General features: G+C 68.0%; 28 protein-coding genes. 14 read left to right on the forward strand and 14 right to left on the reverse strand.

All coding sequences use genetic code 11. The annotated features are described in order from the left end of the window. The 12 genes from ACK4ZD_RS13820 to ACK4ZD_RS13875 form a co-directional block, all read right to left on the reverse strand. On the reverse strand, window positions 1–302 hold a 302-nt coding region (locus tag ACK4ZD_RS13820; protein WP_409663241.1), incomplete at its 3' end, for a hypothetical protein. After that, on the reverse strand, window positions 299–838 hold the full coding sequence (locus ACK4ZD_RS13825; protein WP_409663244.1) for a hypothetical protein: 540 nt from the start codon (window positions 836–838) through the stop codon (window positions 299–301). The genes ACK4ZD_RS13820 and ACK4ZD_RS13825, both read right to left, overlap by 4 nt. Further along, a complete protein-coding gene (locus ACK4ZD_RS13830) occupies window positions 835–1,497 on the reverse strand; it encodes a hypothetical protein (RefSeq protein WP_409663246.1) in 663 nt (220 codons plus the stop codon). Before ACK4ZD_RS13830 ends, ACK4ZD_RS13825 begins: the two co-directional genes overlap by 4 nt. Beyond that, complete coding sequence (locus ACK4ZD_RS13835) at window positions 1,494–2,093, reverse strand: hypothetical protein (protein WP_409663248.1); 600 nt, start codon at window positions 2,091–2,093, stop codon at window positions 1,494–1,496. Before ACK4ZD_RS13835 ends, ACK4ZD_RS13830 begins: the two co-directional genes overlap by 4 nt. 5 nt (window positions 2,094–2,098) lie before the next feature. Next, a complete protein-coding gene (locus tag ACK4ZD_RS13840) occupies window positions 2,099–2,926 on the reverse strand; it encodes a DUF2303 family protein (RefSeq protein WP_409663250.1) in 828 nt (275 codons plus the stop codon). Window positions 2,927–2,952: 26 nt separating this feature from the next. After that, window positions 2,953–3,270 (reverse strand): hypothetical protein, encoded by a 318-nt coding sequence (locus ACK4ZD_RS13845; protein ID WP_277775065.1) that lies wholly within the window; start codon window positions 3,268–3,270, stop codon window positions 2,953–2,955. After that, window positions 3,267–3,575, reverse strand: a complete 309-nt coding sequence (locus ACK4ZD_RS13850; protein WP_409663253.1) for a hypothetical protein — start codon at window positions 3,573–3,575, stop codon at window positions 3,267–3,269. Before ACK4ZD_RS13850 ends, ACK4ZD_RS13845 begins: the two co-directional genes overlap by 4 nt. Further along, window positions 3,572–3,754 (reverse strand): hypothetical protein, encoded by a 183-nt coding sequence (locus ACK4ZD_RS13855; RefSeq protein WP_409663256.1) that lies wholly within the window; start codon window positions 3,752–3,754, stop codon window positions 3,572–3,574. Before ACK4ZD_RS13855 ends, ACK4ZD_RS13850 begins: the two co-directional genes overlap by 4 nt. A 32-nt stretch (window positions 3,755–3,786) precedes the next feature. Beyond that, window positions 3,787–3,936 (reverse strand): hypothetical protein, encoded by a 150-nt coding sequence (locus ACK4ZD_RS13860; RefSeq protein ID WP_409663259.1) that lies wholly within the window; start codon window positions 3,934–3,936, stop codon window positions 3,787–3,789. A gap of 2 nt (window positions 3,937–3,938) precedes the next feature. Beyond that, a complete protein-coding gene (locus ACK4ZD_RS13865) occupies window positions 3,939–4,217 on the reverse strand; it encodes a hypothetical protein (RefSeq protein ID WP_409663262.1) in 279 nt (92 codons plus the stop codon). Next, a complete protein-coding gene (locus tag ACK4ZD_RS13870; protein ID WP_409663264.1) occupies window positions 4,214–4,564 on the reverse strand; it encodes a hypothetical protein in 351 nt (116 codons plus the stop codon). Before ACK4ZD_RS13870 ends, ACK4ZD_RS13865 begins: the two co-directional genes overlap by 4 nt. After that, window positions 4,561–4,920 (reverse strand): hypothetical protein, encoded by a 360-nt coding sequence (locus tag ACK4ZD_RS13875; RefSeq protein ID WP_409663267.1) that lies wholly within the window; start codon window positions 4,918–4,920, stop codon window positions 4,561–4,563. The genes ACK4ZD_RS13870 and ACK4ZD_RS13875 overlap by 4 nt, the downstream gene beginning before the upstream one ends. A gap of 113 nt (window positions 4,921–5,033) precedes the next feature. Here ACK4ZD_RS13875 and ACK4ZD_RS13880 point away from each other — a divergent pair, with 113 nt between their 5' ends. The 4 genes from ACK4ZD_RS13880 to ACK4ZD_RS13895 all read left to right on the forward strand — a co-directional run bounded on the left by ACK4ZD_RS13880 (window position 5,034) and on the right by ACK4ZD_RS13895 (window position 7,209). Beyond that, window positions 5,034–5,741 (forward strand): TerB family tellurite resistance protein, encoded by a 708-nt coding sequence (locus tag ACK4ZD_RS13880; protein ID WP_409663270.1) that lies wholly within the window; start codon window positions 5,034–5,036, stop codon window positions 5,739–5,741. A 52-nt stretch (window positions 5,742–5,793) separates the two neighbouring features. Then, window positions 5,794–6,159 carry a helix-turn-helix domain-containing protein gene (locus ACK4ZD_RS13885; RefSeq protein WP_409663273.1) on the forward strand — a complete coding sequence of 122 codons (366 nt, stop codon included), beginning with the start codon at window positions 5,794–5,796 and terminating at the stop codon, window positions 6,157–6,159. Window positions 6,160–6,314: 155 nt separating this feature from the next. Beyond that, entirely contained in the window at window positions 6,315–6,590 is a 276-nt protein-coding gene (locus ACK4ZD_RS13890; RefSeq protein WP_409663276.1) for a hypothetical protein, read from the forward strand. 7 nt (window positions 6,591–6,597) lie between these two features. Continuing rightward, window positions 6,598–7,209 carry a hypothetical protein gene (locus ACK4ZD_RS13895; protein ID WP_409663279.1) on the forward strand — a complete coding sequence of 204 codons (612 nt, stop codon included), beginning with the start codon at window positions 6,598–6,600 and terminating at the stop codon, window positions 7,207–7,209. A gap of 106 nt (window positions 7,210–7,315) precedes the next feature. On the opposite strand, the gene ACK4ZD_RS13900 is transcribed toward ACK4ZD_RS13895, so the two are convergent. Next, window positions 7,316–7,840 (reverse strand): helix-turn-helix domain-containing protein, encoded by a 525-nt coding sequence (locus ACK4ZD_RS13900; protein WP_409663282.1) that lies wholly within the window; start codon window positions 7,838–7,840, stop codon window positions 7,316–7,318. A 22-nt stretch (window positions 7,841–7,862) separates the two neighbouring features. Between ACK4ZD_RS13900 and ACK4ZD_RS13905 the strand changes: the two genes are divergently transcribed. After that, entirely contained in the window at window positions 7,863–8,171 is a 309-nt protein-coding gene (locus tag ACK4ZD_RS13905; RefSeq protein ID WP_409663285.1) for a helix-turn-helix domain-containing protein, read from the forward strand. A gap of 340 nt (window positions 8,172–8,511) precedes the next feature. Here ACK4ZD_RS13905 and ACK4ZD_RS13910 read toward each other — a convergent pair whose 3' ends face one another. Beyond that, window positions 8,512–8,733, reverse strand: coding sequence for a hypothetical protein (locus ACK4ZD_RS13910; protein ID WP_409663288.1), 222 nt, complete (start codon window positions 8,731–8,733; stop codon window positions 8,512–8,514). A 256-nt stretch (window positions 8,734–8,989) separates the two neighbouring features. Between ACK4ZD_RS13910 and ACK4ZD_RS13915 the strand changes: the two genes are divergently transcribed. From ACK4ZD_RS13915 to ACK4ZD_RS13955, 9 genes are all read left to right on the forward strand, one after another. Further along, window positions 8,990–9,343 carry a hypothetical protein gene (locus ACK4ZD_RS13915; protein ID WP_409663290.1) on the forward strand — a complete coding sequence of 118 codons (354 nt, stop codon included), beginning with the start codon at window positions 8,990–8,992 and terminating at the stop codon, window positions 9,341–9,343. Then, entirely contained in the window at window positions 9,340–9,603 is a 264-nt protein-coding gene (locus ACK4ZD_RS13920; RefSeq protein ID WP_409663293.1) for a hypothetical protein, read from the forward strand. Before ACK4ZD_RS13915 ends, ACK4ZD_RS13920 begins: the two co-directional genes overlap by 4 nt. Before the next feature lies 1 nt (window position 9,604). Next, window positions 9,605–10,624 (forward strand): toprim domain-containing protein, encoded by a 1,020-nt coding sequence (locus tag ACK4ZD_RS13925; protein ID WP_409663296.1) that lies wholly within the window; start codon window positions 9,605–9,607, stop codon window positions 10,622–10,624. Next, the gene (locus ACK4ZD_RS13930) at window positions 10,611–12,146 is read left to right on the forward strand and encodes a primase-helicase family protein (RefSeq protein ID WP_409663299.1); all 1,536 of its coding nucleotides are present in this window, start codon (window positions 10,611–10,613) and stop codon (window positions 12,144–12,146) included. Before ACK4ZD_RS13925 ends, ACK4ZD_RS13930 begins: the two co-directional genes overlap by 14 nt. A gap of 437 nt (window positions 12,147–12,583) precedes the next feature. Continuing rightward, a complete protein-coding gene (locus tag ACK4ZD_RS13935) occupies window positions 12,584–13,276 on the forward strand; it encodes a hypothetical protein (RefSeq protein ID WP_409663302.1) in 693 nt (230 codons plus the stop codon). Further along, window positions 13,273–15,327, forward strand: a complete 2,055-nt coding sequence (locus tag ACK4ZD_RS13940; protein ID WP_409663305.1) for a phage terminase large subunit family protein — start codon at window positions 13,273–13,275, stop codon at window positions 15,325–15,327. The genes ACK4ZD_RS13935 and ACK4ZD_RS13940 overlap by 4 nt, the downstream gene beginning before the upstream one ends. Then, window positions 15,324–15,803 carry a hypothetical protein gene (locus tag ACK4ZD_RS13945; protein ID WP_409663307.1) on the forward strand — a complete coding sequence of 160 codons (480 nt, stop codon included), beginning with the start codon at window positions 15,324–15,326 and terminating at the stop codon, window positions 15,801–15,803. Before ACK4ZD_RS13940 ends, ACK4ZD_RS13945 begins: the two co-directional genes overlap by 4 nt. After that, the gene (locus ACK4ZD_RS13950) at window positions 15,800–15,976 is read left to right on the forward strand and encodes a hypothetical protein (protein ID WP_409663309.1); all 177 of its coding nucleotides are present in this window, start codon (window positions 15,800–15,802) and stop codon (window positions 15,974–15,976) included. The genes ACK4ZD_RS13945 and ACK4ZD_RS13950 overlap by 4 nt, the downstream gene beginning before the upstream one ends. Before the next feature lie 143 nt (window positions 15,977–16,119). Further along, window positions 16,120–16,785 carry a hypothetical protein gene (locus ACK4ZD_RS13955; RefSeq protein ID WP_409663311.1) on the forward strand — a complete coding sequence of 222 codons (666 nt, stop codon included), beginning with the start codon at window positions 16,120–16,122 and terminating at the stop codon, window positions 16,783–16,785. The last annotated feature ends 26 nt before the right edge of the window (window positions 16,786–16,811 follow it).

The raw sequence follows: 16,811 nt of genomic DNA on the forward strand, positions 1-16,811 counted from the left end.
ACCCAGTACACGATGCCGCTGCCATCGCACGCTGAGCAAGGCTCGGGCGGCGGCAGCTCGATGGAATCAGCCGGTTTCCAGGTCAATTGGGTGTTCTTGATGATCTGCTCGATCCGACGGGTGAAGTTGCGCACACCCCATGGCGCTTCCTCGTGCCCGGAGTGCCCTGGGATGCACACCAGGATGCGGCCGTCGCTGGCCAGCACTTGATCGCCAAACTGCATGGGGCGGCGCAGGTAGAAGCGCAGGCCGCAGAGGCCCTCGGCGATGCAGAACTTCGTGATGTCAACAGCAGTCGTCATAGCTCGATGACCTCCTTACTCGGTGTGCGCCGACGCAGCAGCGCATGCACCCGGCGCTGCGTCTCGGCCTGGGCCTGCGCCATCTCGTGCTCGGTGAGCTGCTCGCAGCACAGCTCGTAGATGGCCAGCACGTCGCGTAGGGCCTGCAGGCCGCTGCCCGACAGCCGCATGCCCTGGCCGGCCTTGTAGCGCTGGGCGGCCTGGACCATGCCGGCAATCGCGGCGTTGATCGTCGGCATCACCTCCTGCGGCACCAGCTTGTGCTGGTGCAGGCACAGCGTCTCTACCGTGTTGATGGCGTCGCTCAGGTCGCGCCACTCGTCGATGCCGGGGTGCTCGCCGCGTACCATCGCATCCAGCGCGGTGAGGAAGCGCGCCATCACGCGGTCGCGCTGCTCGCGCGCGGCCGGCCGCAGCAGCGTGAGCGGGTCCACCAGCACGGCCTGGGCCCGGCGCACTGGGCGCGTCGGCTTGCGCAAGGCACGCCGCTGTGCGCGGCGCGCGGAGCGGTTCAGGGGCGGGCTTTGCGGCGTCATGCCGAGCCTCCCTCGGTGTTGCGGGGTGGCAGGCCAAGATACTGGCGCCATGGCACCTTGTGGCCGCGCCGGAAGGGCTCGGGATAGAAGCCCCAGTCGTTGCTCTTGGGGCCCATGATGAAGAGCGTGCGCGCTGCCGTGGGGGCATGCATCGTGCCGTCGCAGTGCGGCAGCACCAGGCGGTGGGCCGAGCAGGCCCGGCGCAGCACCACGCTGCCCGGGCCCCTCCAGCGGATGTTGTAGCGCTGCGCCACCTGATGCGCCAGCGGCTTGCGCCGGTCGAACCAGGGCAGCTCGCGCAGCACCAGCTCGTACATCTCGGGTGCATCGAGGCAGGCCTGGTTGGGCTCGCCCACCTCCCAGTACCCGCCCTTGAGCACGATGCTGACGCTCCACCACGGGTGGTCGTGCAGCGCGCGGTCGTGGTCGCTGCGCACGATGGTGTGCGCGCGGATGGCCACGCACCGCGTCAGCAGCCGGTACAGCCAGCCGCCGCGCCGGCCGTGCCAGTGCGGGTTGTCGGCGTTGCGCTCGGGGCTGCGGTCTCCCAGCACCCAGTGGCGCAGCATGTAGCCGTCCAGGTGGTGGTACGGCCGCTCGAAGGCCGGCAGGTACACCGTGCTGTACAGCAGCTCGACGATGCTCGCGGGCAGCTTCATGCGGCGGCCTCCTCGTGCTGCCCCGGGGCCGGCCCGCTCAGCAGGCCCCAGGCCTGCAGCTGCTGCTGGAGCGTCGCGCGCAGGTCCTGCACGCTGCCGCTGTTGAGCACCTCCACATCCACGCTGAGGTCGTGCACGTGCTGCTCGCTGGCATGCGGGCGCACGGGCGCCACGCCGGGGCGCACGATGCGCATCAACCGGCCGCCGTGGCGGCGGATCCAGGCCGCCTCGTTGGCGAAGCGGATGTCCGTGTAGATCAGCGCGGGGATGCTGCCGTCCTCGCCCACGAGGTGCCGGGCGCGCAGCTCGGCCACGCGGATCCACAGGTCCGGGTCAAGCGCACGGCCCCACTCGGTGCCCAGGGTCTGCGCCAGGGCCCGGTAGCTCAGGCCCAGCCCCGGCACCGGCTGCTCCTTGAGGGCGCGGTCGTGCAGGTACGGCGCCGGCACACCCAGGGCCAGCAGCATGTCCTTGATGGGCGCGGCCAGCGCCGCCACGGCGGCCGCCTGACCGTCGGCCTGCAGCAGCTCGCGCAGCAGCCCTGCGGCCGTGTCCTTGCCGCTGCCGGCCACGCCGGTGATGCCGATGAGGTGCATGGCGCTCACTCCGGCGTGCCCAGCAGGATCGGCACGCCCGTGTCCTGCTCGATGCGGGCCCAGGTCTCGCGGAACGCGGCCTCGAGCACCTTGTGCGGGCGCACGAGCTCGAACCAGATCGACAGCGCGCCCTCCTTGACCCGATAGCGCAGTCGCGCGTCGATCTCGCGCGGCGCTTCGTTCTCGAACACCGGGATGCTCAGCTTGATCAACTCCGGCAGGCGCACGGTGCCGCCGGAGTTGTCGGCGCGCCAGGTGAGGTTATGGCTGCCGTCTTGCAGGCGTTGCGAGGCCACGAAATGACCGCTCTGCGCCGCCTCGAAGTTCAGGCTCATCTCCAGCAGGTCGGCACCGCTGGGGGCGATGACGTCGGGCAGCTGGTCCTGCAAGAACTCGGCGAAGCCGAGCTGGCTCATGGGCTTGCGGTTCGCGGCAGTCCATGTCAACCATTCGCGGCTGGCCGGGACGGTGAACTCCACGCGAAACTCTCGCCATGCGGCCTGCTCTCTCACGGAGAGGTTCTCTCCGGCGGTGTAGAAGTCGTCCAGCACGGCCAGAAAGCGTGCCGGCTCCAGCGTGGCATAGATGCGCGAGCGCTCAGCCTTGTGGTCGTTGACGTAGCGGATGAAGCTGGCCGCATCGCGCAGCTTGACCGTGCCTTTCGGGTGCGCCGGCTCGGCTTCGGTGGGCAGGCCGTGCAGCTCCCACCCCTGAGGAAGGGCCACGTAGTGCGTCCCGTGAAGGTCGGGATTGCGCACCGGGCGGGCCAGGGCTGCGCCCAGCTCGGTGATAGACCGCACAGTGGCGTCGGTGATGGGGATGATGTCGCTCATGCAATGGCTCCTTGAGAGGGGTGGTCTCACCTGGCCGCACTGGCCAGCGTGATGCCGGGCAGCTCGTCCTGGGCGGGGTGATTGCGCTGCAGGTTGCCGTCCACGGTGGCGAACAGCACCGTGCCCTGCGACTCATGCTTGGGCTTCTTCAGCTTGATCTCGTCCTTGACCACCACAGCGCTCTCAGCGCTCTTGAAGGGCTTGACTTCCAGGGTGAGGGTCAGCGTCCCGGCCTTGCCGGTGGTCTCCACCGCGCGCACCAGCTCCTGCATCTGCTCGGCCAGGTCGTCGATCACCTGGCCGCCCCGGATGTCGCGCAGCGTGTCGAAAAAGGGTCGTCTCATCGGATTCCTTTCTTGGGGGTTGAGCGGGCCGGCCGGTAGCCAAACCCGGTGTAGATGACCTGGCGGCCGTAGCGCAGTTCGCGCTCGCGGCGCTCGCAGGCCTGGGCGTGCTCGCGCTGGAGCTGCGCGGCAAAAGCGCGTACCGTGCGGCCGATCACGGGATGGGCCAGCGCTTCGTCCAGCGTCCAGCCGCAGCGCGTGGCGCGGATGTCTCGCATGCGCTCCCAGGCCCGGGCCTGCCAGTCGCGCTCGGTGACGGGCGCATCCAGCAGGCTCGGCGCGGGGGCCGACGCGGCCGTCTTCATCCCTTCGCCCCGCGCTGAGGCAGCGGCAGCGTCACCACCGCATGCGGCTGCTCCTGTGCAGTGCGGGCCTGCTCGGCCAGCTCGCGCCGCACGCGGGCGAAGGTCTTGCGGATGTCCGTCTCTACCGCGCGGCGGTAGCGGAACTCGGGGTCTCTGAAGCTCTTGGTCGGCAGTGCCACGGGCAGGCCTCCTCAGGGGTGATGACAGGCGATCACGACGCCGGTCGCACGCTCAGGCGCGCGATCTGGTCGCCGAAGGTGTCGAGCGCGATATCGACGGCGTCGAAGCTGGCCCGGCAGATCAGATGCAGGGTGCCGCGGCTGCCATTGCGCAACCGGTACTGGGCCAAGAACAGGCGCATGCTCAGCCTCCTGCGGTGACGGGCAGCAAGGCCACCGCGATGGCGGCGGCCACGGCGATCCACACCAAGCGCTCCACCCGGCGCGCCAGCGCGTCGCGGCGATCGCGCCGCTTGCATGCCCGGGCGTCGAGCTCGCCCCACTTGCTGGGCACGGCGAAGGTACGGCCCCAGTGCGGCGGCTCGGTGGCCTCGGGCACGTCCAGCGGCGGCAACTCGGCCGGATCGGCCCCGTGGTGCACCTGCTCCTGGCCGGTGTTGATCACGATGTGGTGGGTGCTCATCGCGCACCCCGTTGGTTGAGCGTGTACTTCGGCTCGGTCAGCAGCGCGCGGATGCCCACTCCCCATGTCTTGAGCACCTCGCGGCGGCCCTGCTGGCGCTGCACCCGCTCCATCAGCCGCGCGATGTGGCCGCGCCCCAGCGGCGCGGCAAACCGGACCGGCCGGCAGCACTTGGCCTGTTGGAGCAGCCAGGAGTTCGGCCGGCCGTTGAAACAGTCCACCTCGATCACCGGCCGTTCGGTCAGCGCGCAGATCGCGGGCGTGCCGCCCTGGGTGCGTCGGCGCAACTGGGCCGCGGCAAGCGCGAGGCCGAGGTCGGCAAGTCGAATGCTCGCGTCCCGGCTCATGCGCGCACCTCGAAGGACACGCCGGGCCCCAGGGTCAGCGATGCGGTGACCGGCTCGAGGCGCTCGAATAGACGGCCCTCGGGGCCGCAGACGAAGCCCAGGTGCCCCTTGGGCTCGCGGGCCTGAGCGGGCATCACCAGCGGCCAGCCGTACACAAGGGAGACCGGCGCTTGCGGGTGAGCGCAGTTGACCACCGGGCCGCGCTGCTTCAGATGACGGCAATCGATGCACTTGGGGGCTTCTTGGCTTGGGTGCGGCATCTCTCGAAACTCGAGTCGCTCGACGCGGTCCGGCGGCGCATCAGGACGGGGGCGGTAGTAGCAGCGGTCGCTGCGGGCTGGTCGGATAGCATCCATTTCGTCTTCCTTTGCATCCACAAGCTAAGAATACGAAATGGATTCTCTACTGTCAATCCGTATTGGATTCTTTGTTTGTCGCCAGCGGAGTCGGCTGTTTACGGAGGGATGGAGTGACTGACCTGGATTTACAAGAGGATCTCGCGCCCGACGAGTACTTGGCGCGTGCAGACCGGCGGCTGGATGCCAGGCTGCGCATCATGTATGTGGATGAAAATGGCGAGATCACGTATCGAACCGTGGATGTGGTGCGCTACGGGCGCACGTCGGCCCATGGCGGGGTCATCTTCGGTCACTGCCACCTCCGTGGGGCGATGCGCACGTTCCGGTTGTCGCGGGTCCGCTTCGCGGCTGACTTAAACCGGGCTGAACGCATTCATCACCTGGGCGAGTGGCTCGATGCCCGGTACGCTGGCACTCCCTTCGGGCAGAGGGATCGGTTCATCGCCGAGCACGAGGCGGCCCTTGGGGTGCTGCATCATGTGGCCAAGGCCGACGGAGCCTTCCGCGCGAAGGAGAAGGATCTGCTGGTCAAGTTCTGCACGGGGTGCGGCCTTTCTGACCAGCTCGTGCTCGACATGGTGGTCAGCGAGGTGGCGTCATGGGCGCCGAGTTCCGCCGTTGCGTTCGGGCGCGACCTGAAAGCATTGAAGTCGCGCAGCGAGGACTATCGAAAGGCGGTGCACGCTACAGCCGAGGCCATCGTTGCTTCCGACAAGTCAGTTCGCGACACTGAGCGGCGGGCGCTGGAGCGGTTGACGAAAGAGCTGGGGTTGCGGCAAGCGGGGCGTCTTGTGGCGCAGAGCAGTCCAGCATCCTAGGCCGGTAGGTGGTGCGCGTGCTCAGAATCGGGCCGCGCGGAGGTGTATACGAATGAGCCGTGTGCAAACCATCGAGATCGACGGCTACAAGGCCTACCTGGTGCCTGCCGACATCTGGGAGCGCGTCAAGGAGATGGTCGAAGACGCCGAGGACGCGGCCGAGTACGAGCGCGCCGTGGTCCAGGATGACGGCGTGCGCTTTCCGCATGAGGTGGCTTCCGCCATGCTGGAGGGCGCGCATCTGGTGCGCGCCTGGCGCGAGTACCGCGGCATGACGCTGCAAGCTCTAGCCGACGCGGCGGGCATCAGCAAGGCCTACCTGAGCCAGATCGAAGCCGGCAAGCGCACCGGCACAGCCGCCACGCTCAAGAAGCTGGCCGCAGCCCTGGGCGTGCCGGTGGGGGCGCTGGTGTTGTGATCGACCCGGCAGGTGTATCCGGATGGCTGCGTTGCCACAAGCCCCCCCGGTTCGGTAGTTTTTCTTGATTTGTCGCCCCAAAATTCGCCCGAGTGGTCCACAATTCCCCGGTGGGCCCAGAAGGGTCACGGTGTTTCCCTGTCGAGAGGATGTCCATGACCAAGGAGAAAGCCGCTAAGCAGGGCAAGGGCCCGGGCCGCGTCATCAAGCCGCAGGCGACCGGTCTGACGCTGAGCATCTCTCCGACCAAGACTCTCTTTTATGCCGAGGTGCCGCAGCGCATCGTTCGTCTGTCTGACCCGGAAATGAAGCCCCGCATGGATGCGCTGATGAAGCGCATCGAGAAGGATCCTGATGTCGGGCTCGAGCTCATGCGCCGTGCCGGCATTCTCACGCCCAAGGGCAACCTGACCAAACGCTACGGCGGCTGAACGGTCCGTGAGCGATTGGACGCTTTACAAGCGCCAGCCGGGGTTTGTGCTGGGCTTTCACGGGTGCGATGAAGCCGTGGGCGAGGCTGTGCTGGCCGGCAAGCAGCACTTGAAAGCCAGCAACAACTCCCACGATTGGCTGGGTGCGGGCATCTACTTCTGGGAGTCGAGCCCCCACCGCGCCATGCAGTGGGCTACGGAGTCCATTCAGCGAAAGAAGCAGACCAAGGGCGCCATCAGGAAGCCCTTCGTCGTAGGTGCCATCATCGATCTTGGGCAGTGCTGCAGCCTGTTCGATGCCGCTGCCCTGGACGAGCTCAAATCTGCCTACGGCGTGTTGGAGGTGCTGCACGCCAAGCAGGGGGTGCCGATGCCCCAGAACAAAGGGGCGCCGCCTGACCAGGTCCTTCGCTACCTGGATCGCGCCGTTATCGAGATGATGCACGAGCTGCGCCAGCAGCAAGGCCTGCCCGCCTACGACTGCGTCAGAGCCGCGTTCGGGGAGGGTGGGGAGCTCTATCCGGGGGCGGGCCTGTCCGCGCGCAATCACATCCAGATCGCGGTGCGCAATCCCGATTGCATCAAGGGCTACTTCCGCCCGATCCGGGCACCGAGTTGAAGTCTGCGTTGGCGTGCCGCTACGCCCAGACGATCCCCCCAATGGGGGAATGTCGCCATCCATTGTTACAAGTCGGTCGGAAACCTGTAGATTCGGGCCGGGCTACTCAACGCCTGCGGCCGGTGGCGGCGTGAGCGGCGCGTGGGTAGGCGGATGACTCCCCCGACCCCTGAGTGGTCGAGGGCTGAGTTTCGGCCGTTGCCTGCCCGAGCGCCAGCGAAATCACCTGATCAAGGGTCGCCCATAGGTTGGGGGGCGCGAGGCCGTGCCGTTGTGCGGCGATGAGCCGGCGCAGCACGGTCCGGGCAGGCTCTGGGAGGTCGGTCACAGTGTCTTCCGCACAGACGCCATGGGTCAAGGTGTAGCCCGGTACCCGCAATGCGGCCGCAATGCGGTCAATGTCCTCAAGATTGGGGTGTCGGGTCCCAGCAAGCCATTTCTGCACGGCACCCTGGGTCACCTCAAGATGCTCTGCAAGAGCCTCTTGGGTGATGCCGGCCTCTTTCATGGCCGTCTTTGTACGGGTGCGCCAGTCCTCAGTCATCCTGCCCAAGTTTGCCGGCATTGACACCAAAACGTAATGCACGGTTTGTCGTGTTTGAGCTTGCGTGGACAAAGCGGAATAATCCATAATGGGACGCTGAGGAGCGGTTATGCACTTGCGAGATTGGATGAAGCAGAACGGGGTGACGCAGCAAGAGCTGGCGCGAAGGCTGCGCCCGCCGATCAGTCAGGCCAAGGTGTCGCACTGGCTCCAGGGCAGTCGACGCGTTGACCTGCACTCGGCCCTTCAGCTGGTGGAGATCACAGGTGGGGCGGTGACGTTCAAGGATCTCGCGGAATTGAGCGGGCATCGGCAGGCTCGAGACCCCGCCTGGCCGCACCCGCAGGGCCGGCCGTGCATCGACGTGGCCGGGCCTGTATGTGTGGCCCAGGACGAGCCCAGGAAGGAGGCGGCCTGAATGGAAAAGCAGCGACAGCCCAGCCAGGCCGATTGGAGCCTGTTCGACGTATCGAGCCTCGGAAGCCGCCCGCAGGAGAAAGCCGAGTGGGAGCTGTTCGGCTCGAACCTCAGACCTCGCCGTCGGGCATGGACGCTATGCGCTCGAGCGTGGCGCGCTCGAATCGAAGCAGGTGCGTGGCGATCCGGGCGCAGAGTTCGTCCTGGCGGTCCTGAGGCATCGGGTCGGCCCGAGCAGCGCGATGGTCTGGAGCGGCGGTTCACGCATTGGGTGCGCTCGCGCCAGTTCGACGGCGTGCACGCTGGTCCTGTCCGGTGGCTCCGGCGCTTCGCCTCGTGGCTCAGTTCCCTGCGCTCTGGGCGGCGCGCCACAGATCGATGAGCAAGGTCTCGCCCATCGTGTCGCCGCGCTCGGCGCATACCTTCGCCATGCGCGACAGGTCCTCGGCGAAGGCCTGTTGCTGCACGGGCTCCAGCCGGCGCACGGTGGCGAACACCAGCGCGCCCAGGGCCGTGACGATGGCGTTCATGGTCTGTGCGTCGGGCTTGATCGATTCGGTCATGAGACTCTCCTGGGTCATTCGGTACGAGGGCGCGAGCGTAGCGCACCGCCGCGCTGCCGCGCGCCTCGGCACCCTTTCTGCAGCGTCTGCCACCACGGCCGCACGTCGGCCGGCTGCCCCCGGTCGCCCGGGCGGCGTGGTGCGTCAGGCGCTGCAGAAAGGGCGTTCGTTGCTGGCTCGACATGCCTTCAGCTTCGCCCCTTGGCGACCGGTTACGCAACCGGTTATTCGATTGATTGTGTTCATGGGGGCAGCCATGGATCAGTTGCAACTGCGCCCGCTGCTCGGGCGCCTGGAGGGCCCGGCGGTCGTGCCGCCGGAGCTCATACGGGGGTGCAGGACCTACCGCGAGGCGGTGCGCCTGTGTTGGGCCTTGCGCCGGGTCAAGAACATGACGCTGCGGCAGCTGGCCGCCGAGTCGGGGCTGCTGCCGCAGCACGTCACCGACTACCTGCATCAGGACGATCGGCCCACGCGGCGAGACCTGCCGGCCGAGCGCATCGGCGCATTTGAGGAGGTCTGCGGCAACACCGCGGTTTCGCAGTGGGTGGCCTTGCAGTCGCGCCTCACGGTGCTGGAGGAGGTGCAAGCGATGAGGCTGGCCGCATGAGTCACGCCAGTTCCGCTGTATGGCCGCCTTTTCCCGGCAGCGGCGACCCGGCGGCCTACCAGCCGGTGCTGGCCGACCAGCTCGTGGCCGAGCGCAAGGCGCACGAGGCGGCCCGCAAGGGGCAGCTCACGGCGCGTGAGCGCGCCAAGACCAAAGGCACCGGCTGGGGTGCCGGCACGGTCGGGGGCTTGAGCCGCAAGAGCGATGAGGCGATCGCGGCCGCCCGCCTGAAGCGGCGCAAGCGCAGTGAGGGGCGTTGACATGCATGTCAACTATCACGAGGTGATCCATCAGATGCAGGCCTTCGGCATCGAGCTGCGCGACCGCGACCTTCCGCTGCACATCGACCGGCCCAAGCGTGTGACCTGCGGCAAGGGCGGCAAGGCCTGGTACTGGCTGCGAACCTTCCGGCCGGACGCCGGCGGCGCCTACATCGTGGGGCGCTACGGCTCGTACAAGACCGGCGAATCGGCCAAGGTGGAGGTGGACTGGCGCCCGCTATCGGAGGCCGAGCGCGCACGCATGAAGGCCGACCGCGAAGCGGCGCGGCAGCGTGAGCGCGAGGCTCGTGAGCGCGAGGCCGCGCTGGCCGCCATGACGGCGGCTCAGCTTTGGCGCGCAGCGTCCGAGCAGGGCACCAGCCCCTATCTCCAGCGCAAGGGCGTCGAGCCCGAGGCCTGTCGCTTTCTGCCAGACGGGTCTATCGTGGTGCCGCTGCTGCGCTACGACTTGCCTCGACACGAGGCGCTGCGGGCGGTGCAGCGCATCTATCCGGGCCCGCGCACGGACAGACGCACCGGCGAGCCGCTACCTCAAAAGGTCTTCACGCGCGGCTTCTCGAAAGAAGGCTGCGCGCTGCGCCTGGGCGAGGTTCAACCGGGGCGGCCGGTGCTCTTGGCCGAGGGCTATGCCACCGCGCTCACCATCCGCATGGCGACTGGACGGCGCTACCCGGTGTTCGTGTGCCTGGATGCGCACAACCTGCTGCCGGTGGCTCGTATCGTCCGCGCCCTGCATGCGGACAGTCCGATCCTCGTCTGCGCCGACGACGACTGGCAACGCCGCAATTCGCAGAGCCGCCAGCTCGAGAACATCGGGCGCTTGAAGGCGTGGGAGGTGGCCCGCTTCATCGAGGACGCCCACATCACGCAGCCGGTCTTCGGCGTGACGGACCGTCGCGCCGACGAGACCGACTTCAACGACTTGCACATGAGGGAGGGCCTGGACGCCGTGGCCCAGCAGCTGACGACAGTCCTGGAGGTGCTCGATGGAGCCGACTGAGCACGGGCAGCCCGCCGACCAGGTCGCCGAGCCAGGCCTGCCACGCAACGTCAAGCCGTTTCCGCGTGCGGTTGCAGCCGTGGGCGGTGAAGGGAAAGGGCCTCCCACCCCTCCTGCAGACGACGCCGAGGTGCCCACCCCGGGGGGAGGGGCGGGCAAGGGCAAGAAGCGCGGGCGCAAGACAGACTTCGGGGCCTACATGCGCCTCATGAAGCACTTCGTGCTCATCTACGGGACCGACACCGTATGGGACGGCGAGACCCGACGCATCGTCAAGATCGGCGCGGTGCGTCTGGCCTTTGGCAACGACACGGTCAAGATGTGGCTGGCCAGCAAGGGCCGGCGCATGGTGCTGCCAGAGCAGGTGCGCTTCGCGCCGGGCGAGGACGTGGGGCCCGACTGCATCAACCTGTTCGACGGCTTCTCCGTCGAGCCTGTCCCGTGCAGTGACGCCGAAGTCGCCGTCATGCTCGAGCTGCTGCACCATCTGTGCAGCATGAGCGCCCCGACTGACGTCGGCGTCGAAGAGGTGGTCACGTGGGTGCTGCGCTGGCTGGCGCTCCCCCTGCAGCGCCCGGGAGCCAAGCTCAGGACCGCCCTCGTGTTCCACGGCCCACAAGGCACGGGCAAGAACTTGTTCTTCGACGCCGTGCGCGGCATCTATGGCAAGTACGGTGTGATGGTCGGTCAGACCGAGCTGGAGGACAAGTTCAATGATTGGCTGAGCGCTAAACTCCTCGTCATCGGCAATGAAGTCGTCACGCGACAAGAGCTGTGGCACAACAAGAACAAGCTCAAGTGGATCATCACGGAAGAGCAGATCCCGATCCGCGCCATTCAGCAGAGCGTTCGGTGGGAGGAGAACCACGCGAACGTGGTGTTTCTTTCCAATGAGGATCAGCCGCTTGCGCTCGAAGAAGGCGACCGTCGATACATGGTGGTCTATACGCCACTTGGGCGTGAGGACGATTTGTATGCCCGGGTGGCGAAGTTCCTCGCCGACGGTGGGGCAGCGAAGTTCCTCTACTACCTGCTGAAGCTGGACCTCGGGGGCTTCACTGAGCACAGCAAGCCGCTGATGACGGACGCGAAGCGCGACCTCATCGATCTCGGACTCAAGCCGGCCCAGCGGTTTGTGAAGGAATGGCTGGCCGGTCTCCTCCCCCTCCCGCTTCAGGTGTGCTCCTCGGAGCAGCTTTACCGTGCCTTCCGTCGATGGTGCGACCAAACCGGCGAGCGGTTCCCGCCCCCCCACGACAACTTCACCCGATCGGTCAATCGCTGGGTGCTGGAGCACAGCGAGGTCGGACCCGATGGGGCGCGGCTCGGTCCGGCCCTGCGCTATAAAACGGTGGCGACCAAGCACGAGGTGGGGCCACGAAAGCACGTGAGGACGTGGTTGCCCAGGGGCACCTCAGCGCCTCCTGGGCGGACCGAAGGGGAGTGGGTGGCCCAATGCATCCAGGCGTTTGAACAGGCGCTTTCCACCTTCTTCCGCAGCCGCACGGAGGATGACGAATGATGCTGTTGACCAGTCGAAGCCTTGTTCACCAGGCTGTAGCGCATCTGTTAACTACGTTGACCCGCGCGGTTGACCGATTCGACGACGATTCCCTCAAGTCCAGCCACATGTGCGGGCGCGCGCGTGCACGCAGGCGCGCCCGCGCATCGCGCGAGGAAACTCATTTCACCCGCAACGTAGTTAAACCGGTCAACCATGAGGGTTATCGTAGTTAACAGTGCAGGAACAGAAGCGTCACAAGCAAGAGTGAAGGCAGGGTATGGCGCAAGGGAAGGTGGGCAAGGTGGGGTTCATTGGGCGACACCGCCGGGGCGGTGCCGGGGTACCCCCCACGGGTCCTTCTGGCGAAGGCAGCCACGCGGGTAATTCGGCCCCCGTTTTCGCGCTAGTGGCTGCGGCGGGGGAAAGTGAACACAAGGGCGAACAGGGGTACGGAAGTGAACGCACGCGTTGAGCTCATCACCCAGGCCGAGTACGCGCGACGCCGCGGCGTGGCCAAGAGTGCGGTGGCCAAGGCGGTCAAGGAGGGGCGCATCACGCTCATTGAAGGCAAGGTTGATCCGGCGGTGGCGGACATCCAGTGGGCTCGCAACACCCGCGCAAGGGCCGACAGCCGGCCTGCAAGCGCCGATCTGGTGGCGGGTAAGGGGGTGGTAGCGGTGGCGGGCCGATCGTCGCTTGTAGGGCCTTCTGTGGGCTTTGGCGGCGGCTTCGACGAGAGCTACCACGCCGCCCGTGCCCGGCGGGAGGCCGCCGAGGCCCAGATTGCCGAGCTGGAGCTGGCCCGGGCGCTGGAGAAGGTCATCGAGGTGGGGCCGGCCATGACAGCGGTCTTCACGGCCTTCCGGTCCCTGCGGGATGCCGGCATGGTGCTGGGCCGCAAGCTGGCCAGCCAGCTGGCGCCCATGGCGGACGCGCGGGAGATCCAGCACGCCATCGATGCCGCTCAGCGCGAGATCTTCGACACCTTCGCGCGCAAGACGCTGCCCGGGCTGCTGGCCAAGGTGGCGGGCCAGCAGGCACAGGCCTTCGCCGGAGAGCTGGCCGCCGTGCAGCAGGAGGGTGGCGCAGCGGGTGGCGGTGAAGAGGCGGCCCGGGAGGGTGCGGCCAAGGAGGAGGCGGCGGCATGAACTGCGCGGACGGATTTCGGGCAGTGTGTGAGGCGATCGAGCGGGCGGTGCTGCCGGACCCCGAGCTGCGTCTGGACCAGTGGAGCGAGGAGCACATCGTGCTGCCCAAGGGAAGCGCCTTCGCGGGCCCGTACCGGCTCGCCCACACGCCCATGGCGCGGCGCATCCTGCAGTGCCTGTCGCCGACGCACCCGGCCGCCCGCGTCGTCGTGATGGGCGCGTCGCAGATGCTCAAGACGCAGATCGCCATCAACGCGATGCTGGGCTGGATCGACCGGGCCCCGGCCAACGTCTTGGCCTTGGAGCCCACGGACAAGCTGGCCAAGCGCCTGAGCGCGCGTATCGCCAAGGCGATCGACGCTTGCGACGCCGTGCGCGACAAGGTGGCCAAGCCGCGCAGCAGGGACTCGCGCAACACCGTGGACTGCAAGGAGTTCGACGGCGGCGCGCTGTACATCACGACGGCCGGGTCGGCCGCGAACCTGGCCGAGATCCCGGCGCGCTACCTCTTCATCGACGAGGTGGACCGCGCCGGCGAGTCGGTCAACGGCGAGGGCGACCCGGTGGACCTCGGCGAGGCCCGGCTGACGACCTACGAGGGCATCAGCAAGAGCTACCTCGTCAGCTCGCCGACGCTGGTGGGCAGCAGCAAGATCGCGGCGCTTCACGAGCGTGGCACGCGCGAGGTGTACCACGTGCCCTGCCCGCACTGCGGGCACCTGCACGAGCTGGTGCAGGACAACTTCCGCTACGACTACGACCCCGAAGCGGACCGCGTCGAGCGCGCCTGGTTCGTGTGCCCCGAGTGCGGCTGCGAGATCGAGGAGCATCACAAGGCCGCGATGCTGCCGGATGAGGCGATGGGCGGGCGGGCCTGCTGGGTGGCCCAGAGCGAAGGCGACGGCGAGACGGTGAGCTTCCACGTCAGCGCCTTCTATGCGCCGCTGGGGTCGATCTCGTGGCTGCGCTTGGCGCGTCAGCACGCGCGAGCGAAGCTGCGCATGGACAAGGGTGACCCCGAGGCGATGAAGGTCTACTGGAACACCCGCCTCGCGTTGCCTTTCGATGGTGCCGAGACTACGACGACCGCGCAGGAGCTGCAGGCGCGGGCCGAGGACTACCCGCCTCGGGTCGTGCCCGAGCGTGCCCTGGTGGTCACGGCCTGGTTCGACACGCAGGTCAACCGGCTGGAGGGCACGCTCGTGGCTTGGGGGCCGGGCCTGGAGTGGTGGGTGCTGGACCACATCACGCTGTGGGGCTCGCCCACCGCCGCGCCGGACGAGCCGGGCAGCGTGTGGCAGCAGTTGGACGAGGTGTGGCGCACGCCGCTGCCGCATGCCAGCGGGGCGCTGATCCGCATCAGCGCCTACGGCATCGACTCGGGCGGCCAGAACACGCAGGACGTCTACAACTACGGCGCCGCGCGCGAGCGGATGGGGTGCCTGGTGACCCGCGGCCACAGCCTGCGGGGCAAGCCGATCATTGCGTCCAAGCCGACGGTGCAGGACATCGACTGGAACGGCAAGCGCGTCGAGGGCGGAGTGAAGCTGTGGATGCTGGGCACGGACACGGCCAAGGACCATCTCTTCAACCGCCTGCGCCTGGCCGACGGCCCGGGCGCGATGCACACCCACCGCGCGCTGCCGCTGGAGTGGTACGAGCAGTTCCTGGTGGAGCGGCCGCAGGTGCGCTGGCGCAAGGGCGTCGCCATCCGCGAGTACGTGAAACCCAACGGCGCGCGCAACGAGGCCTTGGACTGCGCGGTGGGCAATCTGGCCTTGGCCCACTACCTGGGCCTGCACAAGTGGACCGCGCAGGACTGGGCCCGGCTGCGGGATCGTCTGATCCCCGAGGGCCTGACGCCGGACCTTTTCGTGTCGCCTGTACCGGCTGAGCCCCGGCCATCGACCGTCGAGGCTGTGGAGGCCGGGGCAAGGCCTGCGGCCACGCGCGACCAGGCGCGAGCCGGGCCGCCGGCGGCGCCCGTGCTCACGGACTTTTCCAGGGCGGCCGCAGGGGGCCGCCGCATCATGTCACGAGGCATCGCATGAACGAGAACGACGCCATCCGCCTGGCGGCGCCCGCGCCGCAGCGCACCGAGGACGACGTGCCGCCTGGCCAGACCGAGCAGGACCGGGATCTGGACGCGCTGTGCGACGCCTGGGCCCACTGGTGCCGCACGCGCCGCTTCTATGGCCCGGCGCCGATGAACGCCTCGGTGCTGGGCAAGCTGAGCGGCAAGTCTCAGGCGCCGCGCGAGCCGGGCGGGCCGGACGCGCCATGCAGCGCCGAGCTGGCCGCGCTGCACCTGGCCGTCATCGCGCAGCCGCGGGAGGCGCTGGACCGCAAGGTCTTCGAGCTGCACTACCTCTGGTCGGTGCGCAACGTCAAGGCGGCCGCGGCGCGGCTGGGCATCAGCCGACAGCACTGGTACCGGCTGCTCGGCGACTTCAGGCGGCGGGTGTATGCGGCCTCGCGCGCGATCTTGCAGGCCCACGACGGGCCGCCTTGGGGGAGCGGGCGGTGAGTGGCTGGCTGCAGGCCTCAGGCGTGATCCGGCTGGCGGGGGCGGTGGCCGATGCCGCCTGCGCAGCCGCCTGCTGGGCGCGGGCCGCGATCCATGATCACAAGAAAGCGCATGATGTCAAGCGCGAAGATGTCACCTCCAGAGGAGACAAAAAAGTGCTGGCCAGCAGGTGACACTTCGGCCCAAAATTCGCATCAGTTTCGGTAAGTAGCGAAATGCCGCTTGTCGAAACTGACTCTGTCAAGGCCTCCTTTGTCATCGGCGCAAGGCCCCGGTGGACGCAAGTCCCCGGGGCCTTTTTCTTGGGATCGTCAGCATGCTCTCCATCCGAAAGTCAGGCTCCATCGCGCAGATCCTGCGCGAGGCGCGGGATGTGCCGGCGCGCGTGATCCCCTATGCCGCGGCGACGGCCTTGACGCGCACGGCCAAGCGCGCGCAGCAGGCGATCATCGCTGAGATGCCGCAGGTGTTCGACCGGCCGACGCCGTACACGCTCAACAGCACCTTCGTGCAGCCGGCCAGCGTCAAGACCATGACCGCGCGCGTGGCGGTGAAGGACTGGGCGAGCAACAACGGCACGCTGCCCGAGGATTACCTGCTGCCCGCCGTGCTGGGGGGCGGCCGCAAGGAGAAGCGCTTCGAGCGCAACCTGCGCTATGCGGGCCTGCTGGCCCGTGGCGAGCGCGCAGTGCTCGGCCAGGAGGCGCCGCTCGATGCTTTCGGCAACCTGCGCCGCGGCGAGATGCAGCGCATCCTCAAAACTGACGAGAACGCGCTGTACTTCGTCGGGCGCGTCAAGCGCACCCGGGGCGTGTGGCGCCGCGAGGGGCGGCGGCTGCGGCCGGTGCTGGTGTTCGTGCGCCGCGCGCCTCAGTACCGCGCGCGGTTGGACTTCGACGGCATCGCCGAGCGGACGACGCGCGAGTTTTTCGAGGCCGAGTTTCGCGCTGCGGCCGAGGCCATCGTGCGGAGGCGCGGATGACGCTGGATCAGCTCAGGGCCCGGCTG

This window comes from Caldimonas sp. (assembly GCF_046291045.1).
GTDB lineage: Bacteria > Pseudomonadota > Gammaproteobacteria > Burkholderiales > Burkholderiaceae_C > Caldimonas.

What these genes read in the sequence shown, in the direction of transcription:
- ACK4ZD_RS13955 (WP_409663311.1), top strand. Translation starts at nt 16,120, where the DNA reads ATGCTCTCCATCCGAAAGTCAGGCTCCATCGCGCAGATCCTGCGCGAG.
- ACK4ZD_RS13905 (WP_409663285.1), top strand. Translation starts at nt 7,863, where the DNA reads ATGCACTTGCGAGATTGGATGAAGCAGAACGGGGTGACGCAGCAAGAG.
- ACK4ZD_RS13915 (WP_409663290.1), top strand. Translation starts at nt 8,990, where the DNA reads ATGGATCAGTTGCAACTGCGCCCGCTGCTCGGGCGCCTGGAGGGCCCG.
- ACK4ZD_RS13940 (WP_409663305.1), top strand. Translation starts at nt 13,273, where the DNA reads ATGAACTGCGCGGACGGATTTCGGGCAGTGTGTGAGGCGATCGAGCGG.
- ACK4ZD_RS13835 (WP_409663248.1), bottom strand. Translation starts at nt 2,093, where the DNA reads ATGCACCTCATCGGCATCACCGGCGTGGCCGGCAGCGGCAAGGACACG.
- ACK4ZD_RS13865 (WP_409663262.1), bottom strand. Translation starts at nt 4,217, where the DNA reads ATGAGCACCCACCACATCGTGATCAACACCGGCCAGGAGCAGGTGCAC.
- ACK4ZD_RS13945 (WP_409663307.1), top strand. Translation starts at nt 15,324, where the DNA reads ATGAACGAGAACGACGCCATCCGCCTGGCGGCGCCCGCGCCGCAGCGC.
- ACK4ZD_RS13860 (WP_409663259.1), bottom strand. Translation starts at nt 3,936, where the DNA reads ATGCGCCTGTTCTTGGCCCAGTACCGGTTGCGCAATGGCAGCCGCGGC.
- ACK4ZD_RS13890 (WP_409663276.1), top strand. Translation starts at nt 6,315, where the DNA reads ATGACCAAGGAGAAAGCCGCTAAGCAGGGCAAGGGCCCGGGCCGCGTC.
- ACK4ZD_RS13870 (WP_409663264.1), bottom strand. Translation starts at nt 4,564, where the DNA reads ATGAGCCGGGACGCGAGCATTCGACTTGCCGACCTCGGCCTCGCGCTT.
- ACK4ZD_RS13920 (WP_409663293.1), top strand. Translation starts at nt 9,340, where the DNA reads ATGAGTCACGCCAGTTCCGCTGTATGGCCGCCTTTTCCCGGCAGCGGC.
- ACK4ZD_RS13930 (WP_409663299.1), top strand. Translation starts at nt 10,611, where the DNA reads ATGGAGCCGACTGAGCACGGGCAGCCCGCCGACCAGGTCGCCGAGCCA.
- ACK4ZD_RS13830 (WP_409663246.1), bottom strand. Translation starts at nt 1,497, where the DNA reads ATGAAGCTGCCCGCGAGCATCGTCGAGCTGCTGTACAGCACGGTGTAC.
- ACK4ZD_RS13900 (WP_409663282.1), bottom strand. Translation starts at nt 7,840, where the DNA reads ATGGATTATTCCGCTTTGTCCACGCAAGCTCAAACACGACAAACCGTG.
- ACK4ZD_RS13875 (WP_409663267.1), bottom strand. Translation starts at nt 4,920, where the DNA reads ATGGATGCTATCCGACCAGCCCGCAGCGACCGCTGCTACTACCGCCCC.
- ACK4ZD_RS13910 (WP_409663288.1), bottom strand. Translation starts at nt 8,733, where the DNA reads ATGACCGAATCGATCAAGCCCGACGCACAGACCATGAACGCCATCGTC.
- ACK4ZD_RS13925 (WP_409663296.1), top strand. Translation starts at nt 9,605, where the DNA reads ATGCATGTCAACTATCACGAGGTGATCCATCAGATGCAGGCCTTCGGC.
- ACK4ZD_RS13850 (WP_409663253.1), bottom strand. Translation starts at nt 3,575, where the DNA reads ATGAAGACGGCCGCGTCGGCCCCCGCGCCGAGCCTGCTGGATGCGCCC.
- ACK4ZD_RS13825 (WP_409663244.1), bottom strand. Translation starts at nt 838, where the DNA reads ATGACGCCGCAAAGCCCGCCCCTGAACCGCTCCGCGCGCCGCGCACAG.
- ACK4ZD_RS13845 (WP_277775065.1), bottom strand. Translation starts at nt 3,270, where the DNA reads ATGAGACGACCCTTTTTCGACACGCTGCGCGACATCCGGGGCGGCCAG.
- ACK4ZD_RS13840 (WP_409663250.1), bottom strand. Translation starts at nt 2,926, where the DNA reads ATGAGCGACATCATCCCCATCACCGACGCCACTGTGCGGTCTATCACC.
- ACK4ZD_RS13885 (WP_409663273.1), top strand. Translation starts at nt 5,794, where the DNA reads ATGAGCCGTGTGCAAACCATCGAGATCGACGGCTACAAGGCCTACCTG.